Here is a 20,593-nt window from a genome sequence, read left to right on the forward strand (position 1 = left end):
CATTTTCTCTTTTTGCTAAAAGCTAGCGTTAATTCCAAATACAAAACCTCTGTTAAAAGTAGAACCACCCAAATCTGGGTCAATCCAGCTCACATTCGAGTAAATTAAGCCCGGGTTTATCGCTTGTGCATAAACTCTTAATCTTGATAGCGTAAGTTTTTTTGCAATGCTCGAATCAAAATTATATCCAAGGGATATATTTCTTATTTTAATGAAAGATGCATCCTGATAATTTAATGCACTGATGTACTGATCTCCGGCTGCACTAGCATAGTTTGGTGCAGGGTATGAATTTGTTGGGTTCGTTGGTGTCCAGTAATCGACAACTCTTTGTGCAAATCGGCCTTGTAAAGCCTCTGCGCCTGTTTGGATTAAGAAGTTGTATCTGGCAATAATAAAAATCGAAAGATCGAAACCTTTGTAGCTAAAGCTGTTGGTAAGGCCACCTGTCCAGCTAGGGTTATAGTGACCCAATATTTGACGGTCATTATTGGCATCAATTTTATAATCACCATTTAAGTCTTTAACTTTTACACTACCCGGGCTGAAAGTTACTCCATTTGCTTTGTATTTAGCAATTTCAGCTAAATCAGCAGGTGTGTTTTGCCAGATACCCTCTTTCACAAAATCGTAAGCAACGCCATTTCTCTGTCCAATAAAGAAACGATCATTAACCATGTCACCGTTATCAAGCTGTACAATTTCATCTTTACTCATAGAGAAATTTAAGGTAGATTCCCATCTAAAGTCATCGGTTTTAAGATTTACAGTATTCAAAGTTAAATCAAGCCCTTTGTTTTTAGTGGATCCAACATTATCGTATGAAGTTGTATAACCATTAACTGAAGCAATTTTTTTAAGTAAAATAAGATCCGTTGTTTTTGATTTGTATAGATCCAATGAACCACTGATTCTTCCTTTTAAGATATCAAAATCTAAACCGAGATTATATTGTAGTGTTTTTTCCCAGCTTAACAGCTTATTTGGTAGTGGGATAGGACTAGCTAGAGAAGCATCGGATGATACGTAACCAGTTTGAGCAGAACTTCCAAATGTATAAGTTAGTGGTTGCAACAATCCTAATGTACTTCCAATATCAACAGATGAATTTCCTGTACTACCTACACCAATTCTCAGTTTCAATTGGTCAACCCATTTAATGTTTTTCATGAAATCTTCCTGATCAAGTCGCCATGCTAGAGCAGCTGATGGGAAAAAATCCCATTTGTTACCTGCTGCAAGTTGCGAAGCGCCATCCCAACGAGCTGAAGCTGTTAAAAGATATTTACTATTGAAACTATAATTACCCCTAACCATGTATGAGGCTAATGTTGATCTTCTTAAATCTGTATTAAATCCATCTAGGCCCGTTATGTTAGCTGTATTCAAGCCATACCAAAGCGAAGCTGGAAGTGATATTTTGCTCCCGGTTAATGATGATGATTCTTCTCGGAAAGAAGAAGAACTTTGAAGAAATGTTAAACCGAAATCATGTTTGTTAATGGTTTTATTATAATACAACAAATGATCTAAAGTGTATGCAAAGCGATTACTCTGATTTAGCTGTGCATAATTATTGATTGAGCCAGGAACACCTGCATCACGATTTACAGATTTTGCATCTTGGTATCTTCCATTATAAAAGTTAGAGAAATCGGGGCCGAAGTTGATGCGATATTTTAAACCTTTTAGGATGTTAACTTCTGCAAAAACAGAACCAAGTGTTCTTAAAGTTTTTCTTAAATTAATATTGTAATCTGCTTCTAGTATTGGATTTTGAATGTTTATGTCTCCTCCTGGTAGATTAATTCGGTTGCCATTGGCATCAAAAGGAATAGCCATAGGCAACATGCCACGTGCCGCAGCGTAAATACTACTAGCGCCTGATGCACTCGCTGCCTGAAAACCGTAGTTTTGTAAACTATAAGTTGCATTTAGGTTTGCGCCCATTCTAAACCATTTAACAGGATTAATTTCGATGCTTACCTTGCTGCTATACCTTTCGAAATCCTGACCCAGTTGCGTTCCTTCCTGGTTAAGATATCCGAACGACCCATAGGCTTTAATTTTGTCGGTACCTCCGCTCACACTTAACACATGATCTTGAGTAACTCCAGTTCTGGTAACTAGATCACCCCAATCCGTTGTTGGAACTAAATCTCCGTTAAAAACTCCATTTACCCATCCCTTATCAACATTTTCAAGCATGTAGGGATCTTGCTTGAAAATTTCTCTATCTGCGGCTTGTGTAGCAACTAACGGATAGGCGTATATTGATGGGGTAGTAGTTCCATTAACCGAATTAAGGTAAGCAGTTCTGCGGTATGCATCTCTACGAAACTCAATATATTGCCCTGAGTTCATTATGTCGGCTCTGTCATTCAGTGTTTCAATGGTAGCTGTACCAACATAATCCATTGTTAATCTGCCTGCTTTACCTTTTTTAGTTGTTACCAAAACCACACCATTAGCACCTCTAGAACCATAAATTGCGGTTGCAGATGCATCTTTTAGAATATCAATTGCCTCTATATCGTTTGGGTTAATAGCGTCTATTCCTCCTGCTTGTAATGGAATTCCATCTATCACATATAAAGGAGAATTGCTTGCGGTTAACGACCTTACTCCACGAATTAGAATGCTTCCTAACTGACCCGGACGCTCATTTGAGGTAATGTCGACCCCCGCGGCCTTACCTTGTATGGCCTGTAAAGCGTTAGTAACTGGTCTTGATCTTATTTCTTCCGCCCCGATGCTTACAACTGCTCCGGTAAGGTCACTTTTTTTAACTGCGTTGTAACCAACAATTACAACTTCATCCAAATCATTGTCGGCACTTTTGATTTGTATTGTAATGTTTGAACGACCATTTACCACAACTTCCTGACTGGTATATCCAACGTAAGAAACTACTAAAATCGGGTTTGTCATTCCGGTAGGTATTACGATTGAAAATGCGCCATTAGCATCAGTAGATGTGGTAAGGTTAGTGTTTTTTAATTTAATGACAGCGCCAACTACGGTTTCTCCTTTTTCATCCGTAATTTTTCCTTTAACTGTTTCATCAATGTTTTTAAGCTCTTTTTCTACAATTCGAATTGTTTTCTTTAAACCAATTGCTCCACTAGCCGGGGCAAATGTAATGAGCAAAAGGAGCACGGAAAGACTTGTTGTAAGGAGTTTTTTTCTCCCTGCTAAATCTCTCAGATAAAGTGATTTGGTTTGTAAATTAAAATACATAGTTTTTAATTATTGAGTATGATTATTTGGTTAGTTATTTACAGCATTGGTTAAATAGATGCTCTAATTTTTTATTGATTGAAATTGAATAAGCATAAATTAGTCTTTTCGATAATCTCAACTGGATTAATCGCTTTTTTGATTCGCCAGACCAACTAGCGGGATAAAATAAAAAGTATTAGTTTATTCATTCATTTGGATATTTGGTTAAATTCGATACTATGTTAAAGGTTTTAATGTAGGTATGCATTCTGTCCCATCCTGTTTTGGCCGCAAATAACGGAGAATTAGATTCGTTTTTAATACACGTTATATTATCGTTGCTGCTTTTTGATTTGAGACAATAAATAGGTAGCCTACATTATGATATTTGGTTAATCAAATGTTCACAGTTTGAAAGATTATTTAGATTTATATAATATTCTAACAACTGTTTTCAGACGGGTATTTTGTATGAACTATTTCGTAACCTGGAATGTTTCTTGAAAGTAATTAGATCGGGAAAAATCAGGGTATTCCTTCTAAGATTATTAGTCTTGCTCATAATGCGATATTTTGATTTGGTTATAAGTCTAAAATTACCGGATATTTAATGCCTTAAGCAGTAATTTTTCGTCAATAATTCGGTAAAAAACCGTCATTACCACATTTATTTTTTTGTAGCTATTGAATCATCTTGGCTTAATTTAATATATTTGAAACACTTCTTTTATCCAATCTTTTCCTAAAATAATCCTTTGGGTATATCCACATTAAAAAAGAATGGTTAAATTTTAACCAGATTTTAAAGACTTTTATTCTGTATGAGCTGTAGTAAGGTGTTTTTTTTTCTAAGTTTGATTTTTCTATTTGCAGAGACTTCGGCTCAACGATTAGATCTTAAATTTGAACATATAACATCAGAAAATGGACTTCCACAAAATACCATACATGGAATCATAAAAGATAAATATGGATTTATGTGGTTTGGAACCTGGTCGGGGCTTTGCCGATACGATGGTTACAAGTTTAAAATTTATAGTTACGATAAATCCGATCCCCGTAGTATTATTAACAACCGGATACACAATATTGTAAAAGATAAGAACGAAGATCTTTGGATACTAACTTTTAATGATTCTATTGTAGTTAAATATAATTACCTAAAGGATGATTTCGATAGGATACCAATCAATAAAGTGCCTGCAAAATTTTTGCAATCAATGTCAAGATTTGACCATTACCGCTCCGTTGATGTAAGATACCGTGGCTGGCAATGGAGGATAGATTCCGCATCAAATACGCTGATACAAACAGATTTAAAAACTAAAACATCAAAAGTAATTACCTCAAATCCTTCGGGACGCTGGTCTTTAAATGATTCTTATGTGGCCGATATCTATTTAGATAATCAGGATATTTTTTGGGTAGGTACTTATGGAAATGGTATTAATAAAGCTAATTTAAACTCAAAACCATTTAATTACTATAACCACGATCCGCAGAATAATAAATCCGTAGTTGATGATAATATTAATGCACTTTTTAAAGATAAGAGCGGAAATTTTTGGATTGGAACCAGAAATAAGGGGCTGTCAGTAATTCGTCCGGGCAAAAGCACTGTTCATCTGCAACATGTTTCGGGCGATAAACGAACGATTGGCAGTGATCAGATCCGAAATATTTTTTGTGATTCAAGAGGTTATGTTTGGATTGGTCATAAGGATGGACTTGATGGTTTTTCTAAAGATAATTATACAAATGTTAGGCATTTCGATGATCTGGATCTTGATGGGAATGCAGTTTATGGTATCTGCGAGGATAAAAAAGGAGATGTTTGGTTTGCTACCTGGCGTGGTATTTACAAGTACATAACAAGTAAGAATAACTTCATTAAATTAAAGCCTTCTCAGCCATTGCCACTACTAAGGTCGAGGGTAATTTTTCAAGATCATTTTGGTCAGATTTGGGTTGGTACTGATGGTACAGGGCTTTATGTATTTAAAGAAAATGGTGCGGAAGAAATAATGCTTATCAATAGGTTCGATGAAAAATTAGGAAAAAATACAATTAGCGACAATAGAATTTACACTGTTTTTGAAGATAGTGACAATAAAATTTGGATTGGAACGGGGAATGGTCTTGATCGGTACGACTCAGTTAGCAAAACTTTCAAACATTTTAGGGTAGGACCAGGCGGACTTCTAAACTCCACAATTTCGGCAGTTCTAGAAGATAATCAGGGACAATTATGGGTTAGTCATAAAAAGGGTATCTCTGAAATTAACCGTACTAATTTCAAAATAATAAATTATACCCCAAAAGATGGTTTGCAAAGTAATGAATTTGTAGAAGGAGCAGCTTTTAAAGATAATAGCTCAGGAATGCTCTATTTTGGTGGAACAAGTGGCTATAACTCATTTCAGCCAGGAGAAATATTTCCCGATACAACTTCAGCCAGAATAGTTTTAACAGAATTACAGGTGTTGAACAAATCTGTCGACGTAGGAGAGAAAGTGAATGGAAAAGTAATCCTCACGCACCCACTTTATCTAAGCGATTCTATTAATCTTGGCTACAAAGACCGAAGCTTTGCTATTGAATTTGCAGGCTTACATTACGCGGCTCCAGAAGGAAACAAATATGCTTACATGTTAGAAGGTTTTGATAAAGAATGGATATATATAGATGCTTCTAGAAGGATTGCTTCGTATTCTAACCTAGAACCTGGTAGTTATTTATTTAAAGTAAAAGGTGCAAATGGTGATGGTATCTGGAACATGAAAACTACTAACTTACGTATTTTGATTACTCCGCCATTTTGGGCGAGTATATGGGCTTATCTCATTTATACTTTGTTGCTAGTTTTAGCGGCCTATATTTATCACTATTACACCACTAAACTGGCCAGAATCCGTACAGAATTATCGTACGAACTGATAATACATGAAAAGGAAAATGAATTACATCGCAATAAGTTGGATTTTTTTACAAATATTTCTCACGAAATAAAAACGCCTTTATCTCTAATATTAGCACCAATTGAAAGTCTGTTAAAAATGCCTTCCTCGTCTACACAGGTATCTTCGCAACTCTCAACTATGAAAAGTAATGGTGACAGGCTCTTGAATCTTATTAATCAACTTCTAGATTTTAGAAGGCTTGAAACTGGTAATGATATTCTTAAAGTTGAATATGGGGATCTGGTGAAGCTCGTTAGTGACATTACAAATTCGTTTAGGGAAGCCGCAGAGCTACGGGGTATTCATTTGCGTTTTGATTCTATAGTTTCAAACGGGCTTTCCCGTTTTGATAAAGATAAAATCGAAAAAATACTTTATAATTTAATCTCCAACGCTATTAAATTTACCAAAGATGGAGGCTTAATAGAGGTAAGATTAAAAAAGTCACTTTTTAATGGAGAAGAGCTTATAGATCTTTCTGTTTCGGATAATGGCATAGGTATTTCAAAACAAGATTTACAAGAGATTTTCAAGCCATTTAAAAGAGGAGAAATAAAATTTGCAAAAGGCACTGGCTTAGGTTTAGCTTACACAAAATCGCTTGTTGAACAATATCGCGGTAGTATTGATGTTGAAAGTCTACAAAGTATTGCGGGTGCAAATATGACTACCTTTTCCGTAAAACTTCCATGGCATAACGCAACTGGCGAAAATGTTATTGATAATGATTTTGATGCTTTGCCGATTTACCAAAACGAGGCCGAAGAAATAATGCTGACGAGTGCGGAGATTAAGGAAGGTGATTCGCGTTCTAAAATTCTTTTAGTGGAAGATAATATCGAGATGAGGCAATATTTAAAAGACTTTTTAATTGAAAAGTATTTTGTATTTGAAGCCTCGAACGGCGTAGAAGGGCTTCATATTTCGGAGAAACATGCTTTAGACTTGATAATTAGTGATGTTATGATGCCCGAAATGGATGGATTAGAATTTTGTAAAATTTTAAAAAATGATCCTAACACCAGCCACATACCAGTAATTTTACTCACAGCAAGAACCCTTATCGAACTTCAACTAGAAGGACTTGGGGTTGGTGCTGATGATTATATTACAAAGCCATTTAATTTATCTATACTTTACTTAAAAATCAACAACATTTTACAATCTAATGAACGGTTAAGAGAGCGTTTTAAGGCTAATGTAATTATTGAGCCTTCTAGTTTTAATCCGGTTACACCAGATGAGAAACTTTTGAAAAAACTTTTAGAATATGTTGAAGATAACATCAGTAATCCTGATTTAAATGTTGATAGTATATCTGAACACATATTTGTGAGTAAAACGCAGTTATATAGAAAAACCAAAGCATTAACCGGACTAACAACGGTGGATCTTATCCGTCAGATAAGGTTAAAACGAGCCCAACAACTCTTAACAACCAAAAACTTTAATATTAATGAAATTACCTTTATGGTAGGCTTCACAGATGCGAATTATTTCAGAAAATGTTTTAAAACGGAGTTCGGAATGTCTCCTTCGGAATTTGTAAAAACACAAGATTTCTCAGAATAAAAAAATATAAAGTCATTTAAAAATGCGTACCACCTAGCGTGAATTTCTGCTGTGGAATAATTTTACTTGTTTTTTGACTGTTTATTACCCCTGCAAAAAATATATGTAAGCTACTTTTGAAAAGTAGAGTGTATGTAGCTTGATAAAGATTATAGTTCTCTGCAGTAATTACTAACCAGATCAAAACTTACTTCGTTATGGGCAACTATCCTTTAAATTTTGCTTGTGCTACTTTTGGCGCTCGGCATCTCTTAAATTATTTTCAGAAAATAAATATTTCTTTAGCTGAGCATACTCATCAAAGGTTTTAATTTTTACAAGGGTTTTAACAAAATTAAATAGCATTTGCTTTTATAAGACCATTTTTTTAAAATCAAAATAATCCTCAATTCATTTTCAAATTATTTTTTAATACACATAACATGAGGTCATTTTTACTAACCAGTATTATATTATTCCTTTTTGCAAAAAATGTAAATGCACAGGAGTTCTTAATAACTGATTATGGCGCAGGGAAAGATAGCACATTACTAAGCACTGCTGAGATACAAAAAACAATTGATGATGCTTTTGCCAAAGGTGGAGGCACAATTGTGGTTCCAAAAGGAACCTTTCTTGTGGGAGCGCTATTTTTTAAAAAGAATACGAAACTTAAATTATTAAAAGGTGCAGTTTTAAAAGGTAGCGATGACATAAAACAATATCCATTTATCCCATCCAGAATGGAAGGCGTTAAACAAGATTACTTTGCTGCATTGATAAACGCTTACAAGGTTGATGATTTTTCGATAAATGGGCCGGGTGAGATAAATGGAAACGGGCATAAATTTTGGGTGGCATTTTGGCACCGTAGAGATTCTTTAAAAAAAATAGGTAAAGAAACAACAAATCTTGAAGTGCATCGACCACGTTTGATTTTTATTTGGAAAAGCGATAATGTAGCCATTAAAAATGTTAAGCTTCGTAATTCAGGCTTTTGGACTACGCATCTTTATCAATGTAATAATGTTACCATCGATAGCTGTGATATACGTTCTCCATTTAAGCCGGTTGCCGCCCCATCAACTGATGGGGTAGACCTTGATGTTTGTAAAAATGTTGTAATTAGTAACTGTTATATTTCTGTTAATGACGACGCAATTGCCATTAAAGGCGGTAAAGGCCCAACTGCACACAAGCTTGAAGAAAATGGTCCTGTTGAAGATATTTTAATAGAAAACTGCACATTCGGACCCGCACATGCCAGTGTAACTTTAGGTAGCGAAAGTATTTATGTTAATAATCTTACCATAAGAAACTGTAAGGTTGAAAATGACTGCCCACTACTTAATTTAAAAATGAGACCAGATACCTATCAGGTTTTTGAAAATATAAAAGTTGAAAACATTTCGGGAAGATGCGGTTCAATTATCAGTATAAAACCATGGAAACAATTCTTTGACTTAGGTTCAAGTAATGAAAAGCCTTTCGGAACGGTAAAAAACATTAGTATCTCTAATATAAATGTAAGCTGCCAAAATTTAGGTTACATACAAGGAAACAAACAAGATCTTGTCTCGGGGATAAGAATAAAAAATATCAAAGCAGTTTCCAAATCAAATTCGTTCAATACTAAATATAGTGATGTAAAATTTGAAAATATTGTTGTTAACGGAAAGCTTCTTGAAAGGAGTCAATTAACCGCTTCAGAACAGATGCCTAAAGGATTTTAAATAGTGTTTTGGAAATAAGTTTTTATAAAAGAAATTATAGGAAAATTTATGAATTCGCATCAGCTTGTAAATAGTATTCATATTAATGAATATTCAGTTACTCCAAAATATCAGCAGGTAACTAATTTAATTTTGAATTTAGTGCAAACCGGAAAACTTTCGGTTGATATGGGTTTGCCATCAATAAACGAATTGAGCATAGCATTAGATATATCCAGAGATACCATAGAAAAAGGTTATAAATCTCTTAGAGATTTGGGAGTCGTTACTTCAGTGCCAGGTAAAGGTTATTATATTATTGAAAACGAAGGTAGAAAAAAACATAAAGTCTGCCTGATTTTAAATAAGTGGAGTGGTCATAAAAAAATAATTTATGATTCTCTCGCTGATGCATTGGGTGAACAAGCCAGCTTGGATTTAAATATCTACAATAATAGTTTTAACCTTTTTAAAAAGATAATTACAAGCAAAATAGATCACTATTCTCATTATGTAATTATTCCTCCAGCTCAACAAAATATGCAAGAGGCAATAGAAATTATTCAAGCCATTCCCCAAGAAAAGTTAATTATTCTAGATAAACTTTCTCCCCAATTTAAAGGTATAAGCAGTACCGTTTACGAAGATTTCGACAGGGATATCTTCTGTGCTCTGGAAAAGGCGCTGAATGTACTTTCAAAATATAACAAGTTGAATATTATTTTCCCTTCGAAATTTTAGATGGCTTAAAGAAGTTTTGCTTGAAATATGGTTTCAAATCTGAAGTCATTGGAACGTTGGGTAATAAGAAGCCCAGTAAAGGTGAAGTTTTTATATTATCTTATTTGAGATAGTTTAGTTGAAATCGTAGAAGAGGTCTCTTTATTTAAATTTAGTAACTGGTAGGGATATTAAAGTGAGGAGAGTTGTTTTTGAGGATCATTTAGCCAAAAGCTTTGTATGGCCTACATGGCAAAAATTATTGGCTGATCTCAAAAAGAAAAGAGGGCAAACGGGTTTGGTACTTTTTACCAAATGGCACAGATTCAGCAGAAATGCTTATCAAAGGTATAAACAAATCGAAGGAGACAACTATATTTTCACTCGATATGCTCCCTTTGCGTAGGTTTTTGATATGTCCAAAATGCGGATGTATGCTATCAGGTAGTGCATCAAAAGGTTACAGCAAACACTATAACTATTATCATTGCTTTTCAAAATACGGGGTGAGATATAACCCTGGAAAAGTCAATAAGCTGTTTGTGGAGGAATTTAAAAAATACAATGTAGACTGCATTATTCAAAAACATCCACGAAACCTATTTGGAGGCAGATTCGGAAGGGAAAAGAAGATTAATCAGTTCGATCTATCTCCAAAAACTCACTTTGATGGAACACAACATCGAACTGTTCGAATGAATGAGGCTGTGCGCTTTCCCGTTTGACTTGCCCATTATGGTAGCCGTCACTGGGCAGATTTCGAATTTTTTCTTGGCTGATTTGCAGGAATTGGCGAAAGTTGCAAATTATTTTAAAACTTAAGGGATCGTCCCTAGACAATTTTTGAACTGAAATTTGTAGGCTGGAAAAACCAATCTAGTTGACCCCGTTCCGCCAAATCTATAGTCGCAAGATAATTAATGATTTAATTCAAATGTAATTTCCGGTGGCATGGGATCAATAGGTTGCAGTTTGTCCATTATACCTTTGAATGAGGGAATCAGAGTAAATTCTTATTTTGATGTTGGTGACAGTAACGGTTTGGAGATTTCGAAACTAAAGCCAGTCGGTTTCGTAATAAAATGATCAGCTTAAGACGTTCATTACAAATGCCTCTAAACCGGCAGAGATTTTTTCGTGTATGGTCAATTCACCACGGAATCGCTTGGTCAAGGCTTCCGAAATTTCCAATCATCTCTTTATCGCAGGATTTTTTCAACATGAACCAAGGCCTCCTTTATATTCCCAGTTTGCGAAGCACTCAGATAAAATTGATATTCCATTCTGTCAATCAATGGATGTAAAAAGTTTATATGTGGTATCACTCCTTTATTTTGCTCAATAAATTCAAGCAGCCCTTTTTTACAGCATGAAGGTTTTCCTCATTCATATAACCCATATTCATCAAAGCTTCTGTTACCGCAGGTTCTAATCTGTCGAATTCGTCGCTATCTCGATTAAGCTTGGCTACCTTTAATAATTCTAATAATTTTGGGAGATAAGTGATATCGGTAATCTTCAATAGATTATTGGAATCATAATAGTAACCCATCTCAAACAAAGGTTGACCGAGAAGTTAGATAATCAGATTCTTCTTTATTGTATCCAAAAAAAGTTTTTTATAGGTATCCCCAATCATAATTTCGGATGAAACCCCTTTAAGTAAGACATGGTTGCCATTAATTGCCACTACTTTATCGAGGGCAATAATAAATGATTTCTGTACCCTCATAAAATGTTTAGTCGCCAACCTTACCTCTACATCCTTCAGTGTAATTAGCGATAGGGTACGTGTACCATTATGATGGAAAGCAACGTAATTTTTCATTCCCTTGATATAATCAATGTCATTGATGTTGATTTTGACCATCTTACTTTTGGACTGCGCCGTTACAATGAAATAGTCGTTATCTCTCTGTATCAGGGCATTATCTGCGTCTTTCTTGCCAATAAGTTTTTGAACTTTGGTTACAGCTTGTAGAAAACGTGCCAGTGGAACTGGTTTAACCAAATAATCAACAACATCGAGATCGAAACCGTCTGTTGCGAACTCGCGGTATGCTGTGGTGAGGACAAAATGATAGCCTGCATGACGGACGGTCTGTATAAATTCTATACCCGACAACTCAGGCATATTTATATCTAGAAATAAAAGATCAACCTGGTGGCCTTCTAAAAAGACGATTGCTTCGGCAGGATTGGTGAAACAGGCAATGAGGTTAAGCTGGCTAACGGACTTGATATAGTGTTTTATAACATCAATTGCATGCTCTTCATCATCGACAATAATGCAGTTTATCATTATATCGGATAGGGGTAAATTAGATTTTCGTTTATTATGGAATTGCGTTTTGTGTAGATATTGTTTTCAAAGCGAGTAGCTGTAGCCAGCTGCTCTATTTTTAGCTCGATAGTATAGTCCGCTTCTGTATCGAGGATGTCAATACTAAAACTTTTTTCATAAAAGTGGCTTAGCCTTTTTTTAATGTTATCCATTCCTATGCCACTTGAAAATTCTTTTGGCCCCTTTTTTTTCTTATTAAATGTTCTTAAGCAAATGCTGCCGCCTTCTCCGATATTCAGAACAACTGTAGCCGGATGTGCAGCGTCAGTACAAATACCGTGTTTTAAAATATTTTCGACAATGGTTATCAGGATCAAGGGTATAATCCGCACGCTATCAGTAGGTCCGTTAACCACAAAGTTTATCTGGAGCTTGTTATTAAACCGCAGCTGGTTAATTTTAATAACGTTTTTAATATGTTCTATTTCACTGCTGATCAGGGTCGTCTTGTCATCTTTATCAATCTCTAGTGAATATTTCATGATCTCACTTAATACCATAATTCCTTCCGAGAGTTCGTCCGATAAGGGAATTGATTTGGCATATAAGAAGTTTAAGGTATTATTCAAGAAGTGTGGATTTATCTGCGACCTTAAAAAAGCATATTCAGCTTCATATTTTTCTTTTTCCATTATGCGTTGCTTTCTTTCAGACTTAATGCTTTTCCTCATATAATAGTAACCGAACGAGAAAAAGGCATACATCAGAAAGAGCCAAAATACTTCAATACAGAATCTAAATGCGTCAAAGGGGGTGGCTGATGAGTTGATCTTATTGGGATGGATCAAAGGCGCAATAAAAAATTTATTTGAAAGCCAGAGTGAAATGGCAAGTACGTATATGGTCGAGAGTGATAATATAAGATTGAGCGTTTTTATCGGATGCAGGAATTTTATGTAAGCTAAAAAGCAGGCATAGAAGACCACCATGTTTGGGAAATGCGTAAAAAACATATCCAAAACATTAACTGAGAAATGCTTGGGGTTCCTGCCGAAATCCATTAGTGCCCCCAAAACCATATAGGATAGCCAAAATATGATGTGGTAGGCAATTGTTTTTTTGGTTTTTATACTATAACCCATATTTTAATTTTTTCGTACGTAATCAATCCAGTCGGAAATCCCTGCAGGGACTTTTACATCGGGTGCTATACCAATATTATCCAATGGATATTCTGGTAGGCGTAATGACTTACAAGCGGGATAATACAGGACAAAAAAGGAACAGGGCATCTTTGCCTTAATGAATTCAGTATAATCTATTGCTCCTCCGCTGTTTTCCCCATACAGCCTAACTTTTGTACTCTGTTTAGCCTCCAACAAAAAAAGTTCAGCTGCACTTCCAGTATTCCTGTTTACCATAACAGAAATGCGCTCTGGGTATTTTTCTACCGATGGAAGTTTGAGCGTATCAACAGGATAAATGGTATACAGACGGTCCTGATGATCCTTTAGCCTTTCCAAGCGTTCCCTAAAATATTTTTGCAGGCTATCGGATAATTCTGGATGAAGATTTGAATATCCGCCTTCAATATTATCTTTTGTAGCGAGTACCATGCCACCCTCTTTATGAATAGGGCTGGTATAAATATAAGGTATAAGTTTTTCATAAACTAAAACTGATCCTCCAGCATTGTTGCGCAAGTCAATGATAAGATGCTTTGTTTTTTTTAGTACCTGTTCATTCTGCTTAAGTAGTGTATCCATAACTTTGATAAACTCCAATGAAGCAAACGAGGGCAAGGAAAGAAGAGCGCCTTCCTTGTCTAAAACTTTAAATTTAGGTGAGAGATCGGCAGTTTTTATATTTGTGGACTTGGCAGGTAAATCGTCAGGATTTTTAACCCACTTGCCATAAATACCAAAATCGAGTGTATCCCTATTTTTGTATAACATCGGATAGGCATACGAATGGTCTTTTGTACGAAAATGTTTTGTTTGATACTTGCCAAGATTTTTTTGGATCTCAAATTTAATTTGGTGCGGCATCCAGTATATGTTGTCCGCTGTAATGGTGAAGGCAAGAAATGAATTTCTATTTTTATCATCCCTTATTATCCCGACACGATAACCGCCTGCAGTGTTGCCCCAGATTCCTTCAATGCTATCGATTCGTTTCTTGTTGGAAACCAAATAAACGCTGAAGTCCGTTTCGCTCCAGGAGACTTTTCTGTCGGCTGCGTAAAATTTACGGATCGAATCCGCAGAAAAGCCTGTAGCATCTATTCCTGCGGTCATGTGCTTATCCCTGAAAAAGCCCAGCCATTCCCTCATAAGAGAAGAACACTGGTACTTGTCTGACACTTTAGCCACTAAAGATAAACTGTCCGTAAAACGGTCAAATTTCTTCATGTTGGCAGGAGTGACTTTATCATAGAAACCAACGTAATTTTTTTTAACCTTTTTGACCATAAAGTCGAAGTTGATGGCACAGGAACAGTCATCTGCTTTAGCTTTGAGGGCAAGAGTAAAAAGAATAAGGGCACAAAGATAATTTTTCAACATAGGACTACTTATTTCTCAATTATAAGGAATAAGTATTAAATACCAGTCTGTGTTGGTATCTGGACGATTGTACAACCAGGATCAACGGAAGGTCCATCGGTTGCCTTCTGGGTTCCATTTCCACCTTTAACTGTTTGCATCTGCTGCTTGGTTAGATGCTCAACAGGCTTTCTTTTAAAAATAAACTGTACTTTTTTTTCTAATTTGTTTGTTTTCATGATGTTGTAGGTGATTATTTAATACTTTAAATGTATTATTTCTTTGCATTGTTTACAAAAATAATACACCAAATAGGATTTTTGAAGGACGAAACTGCCTTATTAATTGTACATCTACTGAAAGCTTCATGCCTTTAAATGGTAAATTAGCAATGAATAGCGGTGCAAATACTTAATGATTGCAAAATCTTCCACCTCGATATCAGAGAAAACATTTTGAATAGATGTTAATTAAAGCAGGCGCTAGAGGAATCTCTTGATTCAGGTCTTACATCGTACAGTTAATTTCACTATACATTTATCATGATCTTTAGAGAATCATATGAAGAATGACTGAAAATCTGCGGTTTTACGTAATTTTTTACTCGAAAAAATTAAGTTTCTCTGCATCAGTAAGTAAAGGGAAATAGTAAAATATATGTTTTTTATCCCTTTTGTCATCCGAGAAGATCTTTGTGTCCTTTAAAAATGAGCTTTGGTGTATTACCTCTGATTCCAGCTTTGATAAACAATAAATAGTATGAAAATTAGTAAAACAAAAAGATAAAGAAATACTAAAGCGATTCGGGAAACTATGAACTCTAATTAACCAATGAATATTTTCACATTTAAGCGCCCAAATTTAGAGGCCATATTATCGGCTCTACTAAAGAGCTTGAAAGTTAAAGTCACCGCATCAGCAGCTGATGCCTGTCTTACCGACCATCCCGAATATCCTAGCATACTTGCATTAAGTGATTGTCTGAGGGATTGGAATATGGATAACCAGACCTACAGAATTGATAAAGCGGATTTCCAAACTGGGGATCTGCTGTTTCCCTTTGCAGCACATTTTACAGAGATGGGGGGAAGATTCATTTTGGTACATGTTATTGAAAAGGGTATTGTACACTACACAGATGAAGAAAATAGACAGGGAATAATGGATGAACAGGAATTTTTGAGCAGATGGGACGGAATTGCATTTCATGCCGAAAAAAAACCTACCAGTGGAGAAAAAGATTATCAAGAAAAATATCTAAAAGATATTCTGCAGAGAATACTGTTTCCCTTTGCTATTTTATTTTGTCTTGCCATTTTTGGACTTGCTATTGCCAGCCATCCATTTTCACTTTCTTACGTTATTGTGTGCTCAATAAAACTAATTGGAACTGGCATAAGCACCTTACTACTTGTACAAAGTATTAATTCGCAGAACCCTTTTATAAAGAACATATGTGGCTTGGCTGGAAAAAGTGATTGTGACTCTATACTGAAATCAGAGGCTGCGCAGATAACAGCGTGGTTAAGCTGGAGTGAGGTCGGCTTTTTTTACTTTATGGGTTCCTTACTGTTACTTCTTGTACACCCATCGTTAATCTACCTAACTGCATGGCTAAATGTATTAGCGTTACCTTATACTATTTATTCTATTACCTATCAATACAGAAATAAAAGCTGGTGTATCCTATGTTGCAGTGTACAGTTTCTATTATGGGCAGAATTTCTGATTGATATCGGTTTCAATGTCTTTAATAAAAATAGCGGTACCTTTGCCTATTTAACGCCTCTGTTTTTTTTGATACCTGTGATTGCATGGTTTCTGCTTAAGCCAGCATTGTCCCTTTCAGTACAAGTAGAGCCATTAAAGCAGCAGTTAAGGGTTTTTAAATTTAAACATCATGTTTTTAAGCAGAGCTTGCTTAGCCAGTCAAGATATGCCGTGGATGATTCTCTTATGCCCGTTAGGCTCGGTGACCCGTCAGCTCCTATAACTATCACAATGGTCAGTAACCCCGCCTGTGTTGCCTGTGCAAAAGCGCATGATTTTTTGGATACTTGGATGCTAATCAGAGAGGATATACAGGTGAAGGTGTTGTTTGCCACGGATCGCGATGAGCATGATTTTCGTTACAAAGTTGCTCGACACCTAATTGCATTAACACAATCAGGAGATGCAAATCTAGCCGGAAATGCATTAAAAGACTGGTACGGGAAGAGGGTTAAATATGAAGGCTGGGCGGTACGATATCCCGTTTCCAAAAGTGATTCGGATAAGACAGCCCTAAATCATCAACGAAAGTGGTGCAGGGTTGCGAATATCACCGTAACACCAACCATTTTCGTCAATGGATACCAAATCCCCAAGGGATACGAACTGGAAGATCTTAAATATATTTTGTAGTTATTTGAAACAATACTTTAAGAAAATATATATATAACGAATTTTGCAAAAAAGGGGCAGCTGGTTGCAACGAAACTGCCCCAAGTAACGAGTGCAGGCGTTTACCAGCATCGCTGAAGTTACCCTTGCGTGAAAGGGCAACAGACCTATAAAACAAATTTAAACTTTTAAAAATGAAAACAGCAAACTTACTCAGCAGAGCTGAGATGAAAAATGTAATGGGCGGGCTATATCCAGTAGGAACTCCAGGTGGAAATAACGGTAATCCATGTGCCGCAGGTGGTGCCTGCGACACAGAAGGGGGCTGGGTAGGCCATGACAATAATGGAGATTATAATATTGGAAACTGTAATGGTGCTCCTGGATGCCACAACTATTGTAGCGTACCAGGCGGACAGGAATTCTGGTGCTAATCATTATCTCGCTCTAATCTGATCAAGGGCGCTTTGAAAACAACATTTTCATCAGGAAATAAGTATTTTCAAAGCCCTTTGATTATCTTACGCTAAAGTAAACATACTCCTACTCTTATCGATAACTATGAAACGCATAATCTATTTTATCCTACTATTTTTATCCGCTCGCTCCTATGGTCAACAGGAAAGCATCATCCAGATCCAGCTAACCAATTCAACTATGGTGAACGTGGAAAAAAGACGTTTTTTTAATCAACTAGACTATGAAAAAATTGGATCTCTTTCAAGTTCGAAGCTGGCTTTTCAGCTCGATAGGGGAAATACTCTTCCAGTTTCTCCGGATTTTAACGTGAAAAAAATAGATGATAAAAATTATATCTTAACAATTAGGAACGAAAGGCCAGAAATTGTTTTTTTAAACTATAAACCCATTTATATCGAGCCTGGAGATAAAGTGAAGGTAAATTATACCGTCATCCTTAGGACATTTGATCAACTAATTGATACGATTACCGCTACTGGGGGTAATAAGGGAAATTACGAGTTCGCAAAGTATAACATATCTATAAGTTCGAAAGTGAAATATCCCGAACTCACCACGAACGCGTACAAAGATATGACCGGATCTTTTTATAAGGACCTTAAACATTATTATCAAGTTGCCAATAACATATATGATACTGATCCCAGATTTAAAACATGCTCAAAGGATCTTATCGAATACCTTAAAAGGCAAAATTCCGCAACGTTTCTCTTTAACCTGATTTTTTTTGAAAATAAATTGATTCAGGAAGGTAATCGGCCTGGGGCAAAACTATTGGGTGATTCTCTAGAGTATGCATTCAACAAAACAATATTCAAACCCTCTGACACACTTCTTAATTTTACTATGGAGAACGTTTTCAAGAAATATTTTGAGAGGGTGGCCACAAATAAATATGGCGATTTGGCTATCGAAAAAAATTACAGGCTATTTTACGGTTACATAAATAACTTTCCAGACAAATTCATCAGGGATTATTTTATAATGCTTCTGGTTGCAAATTACCGCAAGGAGGTCAACCGCTATTCCCCAGAGTTAATCCCTAACCTAGATAAGGAAATCGCTAATCAACGGGTGCTGGCCAGGACAAAAATAATAGTAGGTTGAGGGTTTAGGATTTACATTCCATAATCTTTCGACCATTGACCCCCATAACAATCCGGGAGGTGATTCGGATTAGAAACAAAATCTATTTATCTAATTACCATTTCTTCAAATTTTGATTTCTGCCTACTCGGATCAGTCAACAAATATACTTATCAGAATAGAGTAGATCAAAAACACATACCGAAAACAAGATCTTGAAAAATTTTTTATTCTATAAGCAGCCCGACCAAATGGACTGCGGGCCTACGTGCTTGCGCATGATCGCGAAATATTATGGCAAACACATCAGCCTGCAAAAATTGCGAGATATTTCTGGTATTAACCGTGAAGGTGTTTCGCTGCTGGGCATCAGTGAAGCAGCTGAGAAAATCGGATTTAGAACTAGCGCGGTTCGGCTGTCCCTTGAGGAGCTGGCAGAGGCTGAGTTACCCATGATTCTGCATTGGGATAAAAACCATTTTGTGGTACTGTATAAGATAAAAAGAAATAACTATTACATCGCCGATCCTGCCAAAGCACTTATAGCTTATACGCAAGCTGAGTTCAAAAAACACTGGCTTTCAACCATCAAAAATGAAAAAAAAGAGGGTATAGCGCTGTCACTTGAACCCACTCCAGAATTCTATCAACAGGAGGGCGATAACGACAATAGCTCCAGTATTTCCTATTTGTTCAAATACCTCTATCGTTATAAATCACTAGTTATCCAGCTTTTTGTAGGCCTGGGAGTAGGCAGTATTCTCCAGTTGATACTTCCGTTTTTAACACAGTCGGTTGTCGATGTCGGGATCAATACGCGAAACCTTAATTTTATATATGTTATACTGATTGCCCAGACTATGCTATTTATCGGAAGGATAAGTGTTGAATTTATACGCTCCTGGATATTATTGCATATCAGTACCAGGATTAACATATCCATATTGACAGACTTCCTCGCCAAGCTGATGAAACTGCCCATCAGCTATTTCGATACTAAAATGACAGGTGATATTATGCAGCGTATGAGCGATCAAAAAAGGATAGAATCCTTTCTAACAGGATCAACGCTAAGTGTAATCTTTTCCGTCTTCAATCTGATTGTTTTTAGCTTTGTCCTGGTGTATTACAATGTAAACATTTTCCTAATATTCCTTACCAGCACCATCCTCTATAGTTTATGGGTTATACTATTTCTCAAACGACGCCGTAACCTCGACTTTAAACGGTTTGATCTTTCAGCCAAAAATCAAAGTTCCGTTGTACAACTTATCAGCGGGATGCAGGAGATAAAACTCAATAACTGTGAACAACAGAAGCGATGGGAATGGGAGCGCCTTCAGGCAGGTATTTTTCAGTTTAATATCAAAAGTCTCAAACTGGGGCAATATCAGCAAGCTGGAGCATTTTTTATCAATGAAGGGAAAAACATCCTAATAACCTTTCTTGTCGCAAAATCTGTAATCGATGGTAACCTTACCTTAGGTGCCATGATGGCGGTGCAGTATATTATGGGACAGTTAAATAGTCCCATTGACCAGATGCTTGTGTAAGCTCCCCTGTTTTTCAGACCATTCAAAAGTATAATTTTGTCCTCAAATTTCCTGCAATAAATCTACAGGAGATTTGAAGTTTAATGCCTGGTGTGGTCGA

At 36.0% G+C, this 20,593-nt stretch carries 14 protein-coding genes; 8 read left to right on the forward strand and 6 right to left on the reverse strand.

What is annotated here, in order from left to right; translation table 11 throughout:
* Positions 1-15 precede the first annotated feature (15 nt).
* Positions 16-3,240 carry a SusC/RagA family TonB-linked outer membrane protein gene (locus ACFOUY_RS18240; protein WP_378962672.1) on the reverse strand — a complete coding sequence of 1,075 codons (3,225 nt, stop codon included), beginning with the start codon at positions 3,238-3,240 and terminating at the stop codon, positions 16-18.
* Positions 3,241-4,043: 803 nt separating this feature from the next.
* On the opposite strand from ACFOUY_RS18240, the gene ACFOUY_RS18245 reads away from it, so the two are divergent.
* The 4 genes from ACFOUY_RS18245 (at position 4,044) to ACFOUY_RS18260 (ending at position 10,890) form a co-directional block, all read left to right on the forward strand.
* The gene (locus tag ACFOUY_RS18245) at positions 4,044-7,754 is read left to right on the forward strand and encodes a two-component regulator propeller domain-containing protein (protein ID WP_378962673.1); all 3,711 of its coding nucleotides are present in this window, start codon (positions 4,044-4,046) and stop codon (positions 7,752-7,754) included.
* 422 nt (positions 7,755-8,176) lie between these two features.
* On the forward strand, positions 8,177-9,466 hold the full coding sequence (locus ACFOUY_RS18250; RefSeq protein WP_378962674.1) for a glycoside hydrolase family 28 protein: 1,290 nt from the start codon (positions 8,177-8,179) through the stop codon (positions 9,464-9,466).
* A gap of 48 nt (positions 9,467-9,514) precedes the next feature.
* Positions 9,515-10,186 carry a GntR family transcriptional regulator gene (locus tag ACFOUY_RS18255; RefSeq protein ID WP_378962675.1) on the forward strand — a complete coding sequence of 224 codons (672 nt, stop codon included), beginning with the start codon at positions 9,515-9,517 and terminating at the stop codon, positions 10,184-10,186.
* A gap of 413 nt (positions 10,187-10,599) precedes the next feature.
* Positions 10,600-10,890, forward strand: coding sequence for a hypothetical protein (locus ACFOUY_RS18260; RefSeq protein WP_378962677.1), 291 nt, complete (start codon positions 10,600-10,602; stop codon positions 10,888-10,890).
* Between the two features lie 596 nt (positions 10,891-11,486).
* On the opposite strand, the gene ACFOUY_RS18265 is transcribed toward ACFOUY_RS18260, so the two are convergent.
* Genes ACFOUY_RS18265 through ACFOUY_RS18285 form a run of 5 tightly spaced genes read right to left on the reverse strand, consistent with a single transcriptional unit; the run spans position 11,487 to position 15,231 of the window.
* Complete coding sequence (locus ACFOUY_RS18265; protein ID WP_378962678.1) at positions 11,487-11,717, reverse strand: hypothetical protein; 231 nt, start codon at positions 11,715-11,717, stop codon at positions 11,487-11,489.
* 24 nt (positions 11,718-11,741) lie between these two features.
* Positions 11,742-12,467: a LytR/AlgR family response regulator transcription factor gene (locus ACFOUY_RS18270; RefSeq protein ID WP_378962679.1), complete on the reverse strand. Its 726-nt coding sequence runs from the start codon at positions 12,465-12,467 to the stop codon at positions 11,742-11,744.
* Positions 12,467-13,591: a sensor histidine kinase gene (locus ACFOUY_RS18275; protein ID WP_378962681.1), complete on the reverse strand. Its 1,125-nt coding sequence runs from the start codon at positions 13,589-13,591 to the stop codon at positions 12,467-12,469. Before ACFOUY_RS18275 ends, ACFOUY_RS18270 begins: the two co-directional genes overlap by 1 nt.
* A 3-nt stretch (positions 13,592-13,594) precedes the next feature.
* Complete coding sequence (locus ACFOUY_RS18280; RefSeq protein WP_378962682.1) at positions 13,595-15,013, reverse strand: S41 family peptidase; 1,419 nt, start codon at positions 15,011-15,013, stop codon at positions 13,595-13,597.
* Between the two features lie 35 nt (positions 15,014-15,048).
* The gene (locus ACFOUY_RS18285; RefSeq protein ID WP_378962683.1) at positions 15,049-15,231 is read right to left on the reverse strand and encodes a hypothetical protein; all 183 of its coding nucleotides are present in this window, start codon (positions 15,229-15,231) and stop codon (positions 15,049-15,051) included.
* Between the two features lie 592 nt (positions 15,232-15,823).
* Between ACFOUY_RS18285 and ACFOUY_RS18290 the strand changes: the two genes are divergently transcribed.
* From ACFOUY_RS18290 to ACFOUY_RS18305, 4 genes are all read left to right on the forward strand, one after another.
* Complete coding sequence (locus tag ACFOUY_RS18290; RefSeq protein ID WP_378962684.1) at positions 15,824-17,395, forward strand: vitamin K epoxide reductase family protein; 1,572 nt, start codon at positions 15,824-15,826, stop codon at positions 17,393-17,395.
* A gap of 173 nt (positions 17,396-17,568) precedes the next feature.
* Positions 17,569-17,808, forward strand: coding sequence for a hypothetical protein (locus tag ACFOUY_RS18295; protein ID WP_378962685.1), 240 nt, complete (start codon positions 17,569-17,571; stop codon positions 17,806-17,808).
* Between the two features lie 232 nt (positions 17,809-18,040).
* The gene (locus tag ACFOUY_RS18300) at positions 18,041-18,961 is read left to right on the forward strand and encodes a hypothetical protein (protein ID WP_378962686.1); all 921 of its coding nucleotides are present in this window, start codon (positions 18,041-18,043) and stop codon (positions 18,959-18,961) included.
* Between the two features lie 194 nt (positions 18,962-19,155).
* Entirely contained in the window at positions 19,156-20,493 is a 1,338-nt protein-coding gene (locus tag ACFOUY_RS18305; RefSeq protein WP_378962687.1) for a cysteine peptidase family C39 domain-containing protein, read from the forward strand.
* The last annotated feature ends 100 nt before the right edge of the window (positions 20,494-20,593 follow it).

The organism is Pedobacter jamesrossensis, assembly GCF_042650905.1.
Taxonomy (GTDB): Bacteria; Bacteroidota; Bacteroidia; order Sphingobacteriales; family Sphingobacteriaceae; genus Pedobacter; species Pedobacter jamesrossensis.

What these genes read in the sequence shown, in the direction of transcription:
- ACFOUY_RS18290 (WP_378962684.1), top strand. Translation starts at nt 15,824, where the DNA reads ATGAATATTTTCACATTTAAGCGCCCAAATTTAGAGGCCATATTATCG.
- ACFOUY_RS18275 (WP_378962681.1), bottom strand. Translation starts at nt 13,591, where the DNA reads ATGGGTTATAGTATAAAAACCAAAAAAACAATTGCCTACCACATCATA.
- ACFOUY_RS18260 (WP_378962677.1), top strand. Translation starts at nt 10,600, where the DNA reads ATGCTATCAGGTAGTGCATCAAAAGGTTACAGCAAACACTATAACTAT.
- ACFOUY_RS18280 (WP_378962682.1), bottom strand. Translation starts at nt 15,013, where the DNA reads ATGTTGAAAAATTATCTTTGTGCCCTTATTCTTTTTACTCTTGCCCTC.
- ACFOUY_RS18285 (WP_378962683.1), bottom strand. Translation starts at nt 15,231, where the DNA reads ATGAAAACAAACAAATTAGAAAAAAAAGTACAGTTTATTTTTAAAAGA.
- ACFOUY_RS18255 (WP_378962675.1), top strand. Translation starts at nt 9,515, where the DNA reads ATGAATTCGCATCAGCTTGTAAATAGTATTCATATTAATGAATATTCA.
- ACFOUY_RS18245 (WP_378962673.1), top strand. Translation starts at nt 4,044, where the DNA reads ATGAGCTGTAGTAAGGTGTTTTTTTTTCTAAGTTTGATTTTTCTATTT.
- ACFOUY_RS18250 (WP_378962674.1), top strand. Translation starts at nt 8,177, where the DNA reads ATGAGGTCATTTTTACTAACCAGTATTATATTATTCCTTTTTGCAAAA.
- ACFOUY_RS18270 (WP_378962679.1), bottom strand. Translation starts at nt 12,467, where the DNA reads ATGATAAACTGCATTATTGTCGATGATGAAGAGCATGCAATTGATGTT.
- ACFOUY_RS18295 (WP_378962685.1), top strand. Translation starts at nt 17,569, where the DNA reads ATGAAAACAGCAAACTTACTCAGCAGAGCTGAGATGAAAAATGTAATG.
- ACFOUY_RS18240 (WP_378962672.1), bottom strand. Translation starts at nt 3,240, where the DNA reads ATGTATTTTAATTTACAAACCAAATCACTTTATCTGAGAGATTTAGCA.
- ACFOUY_RS18265 (WP_378962678.1), bottom strand. Translation starts at nt 11,717, where the DNA reads ATGGGTTACTATTATGATTCCAATAATCTATTGAAGATTACCGATATC.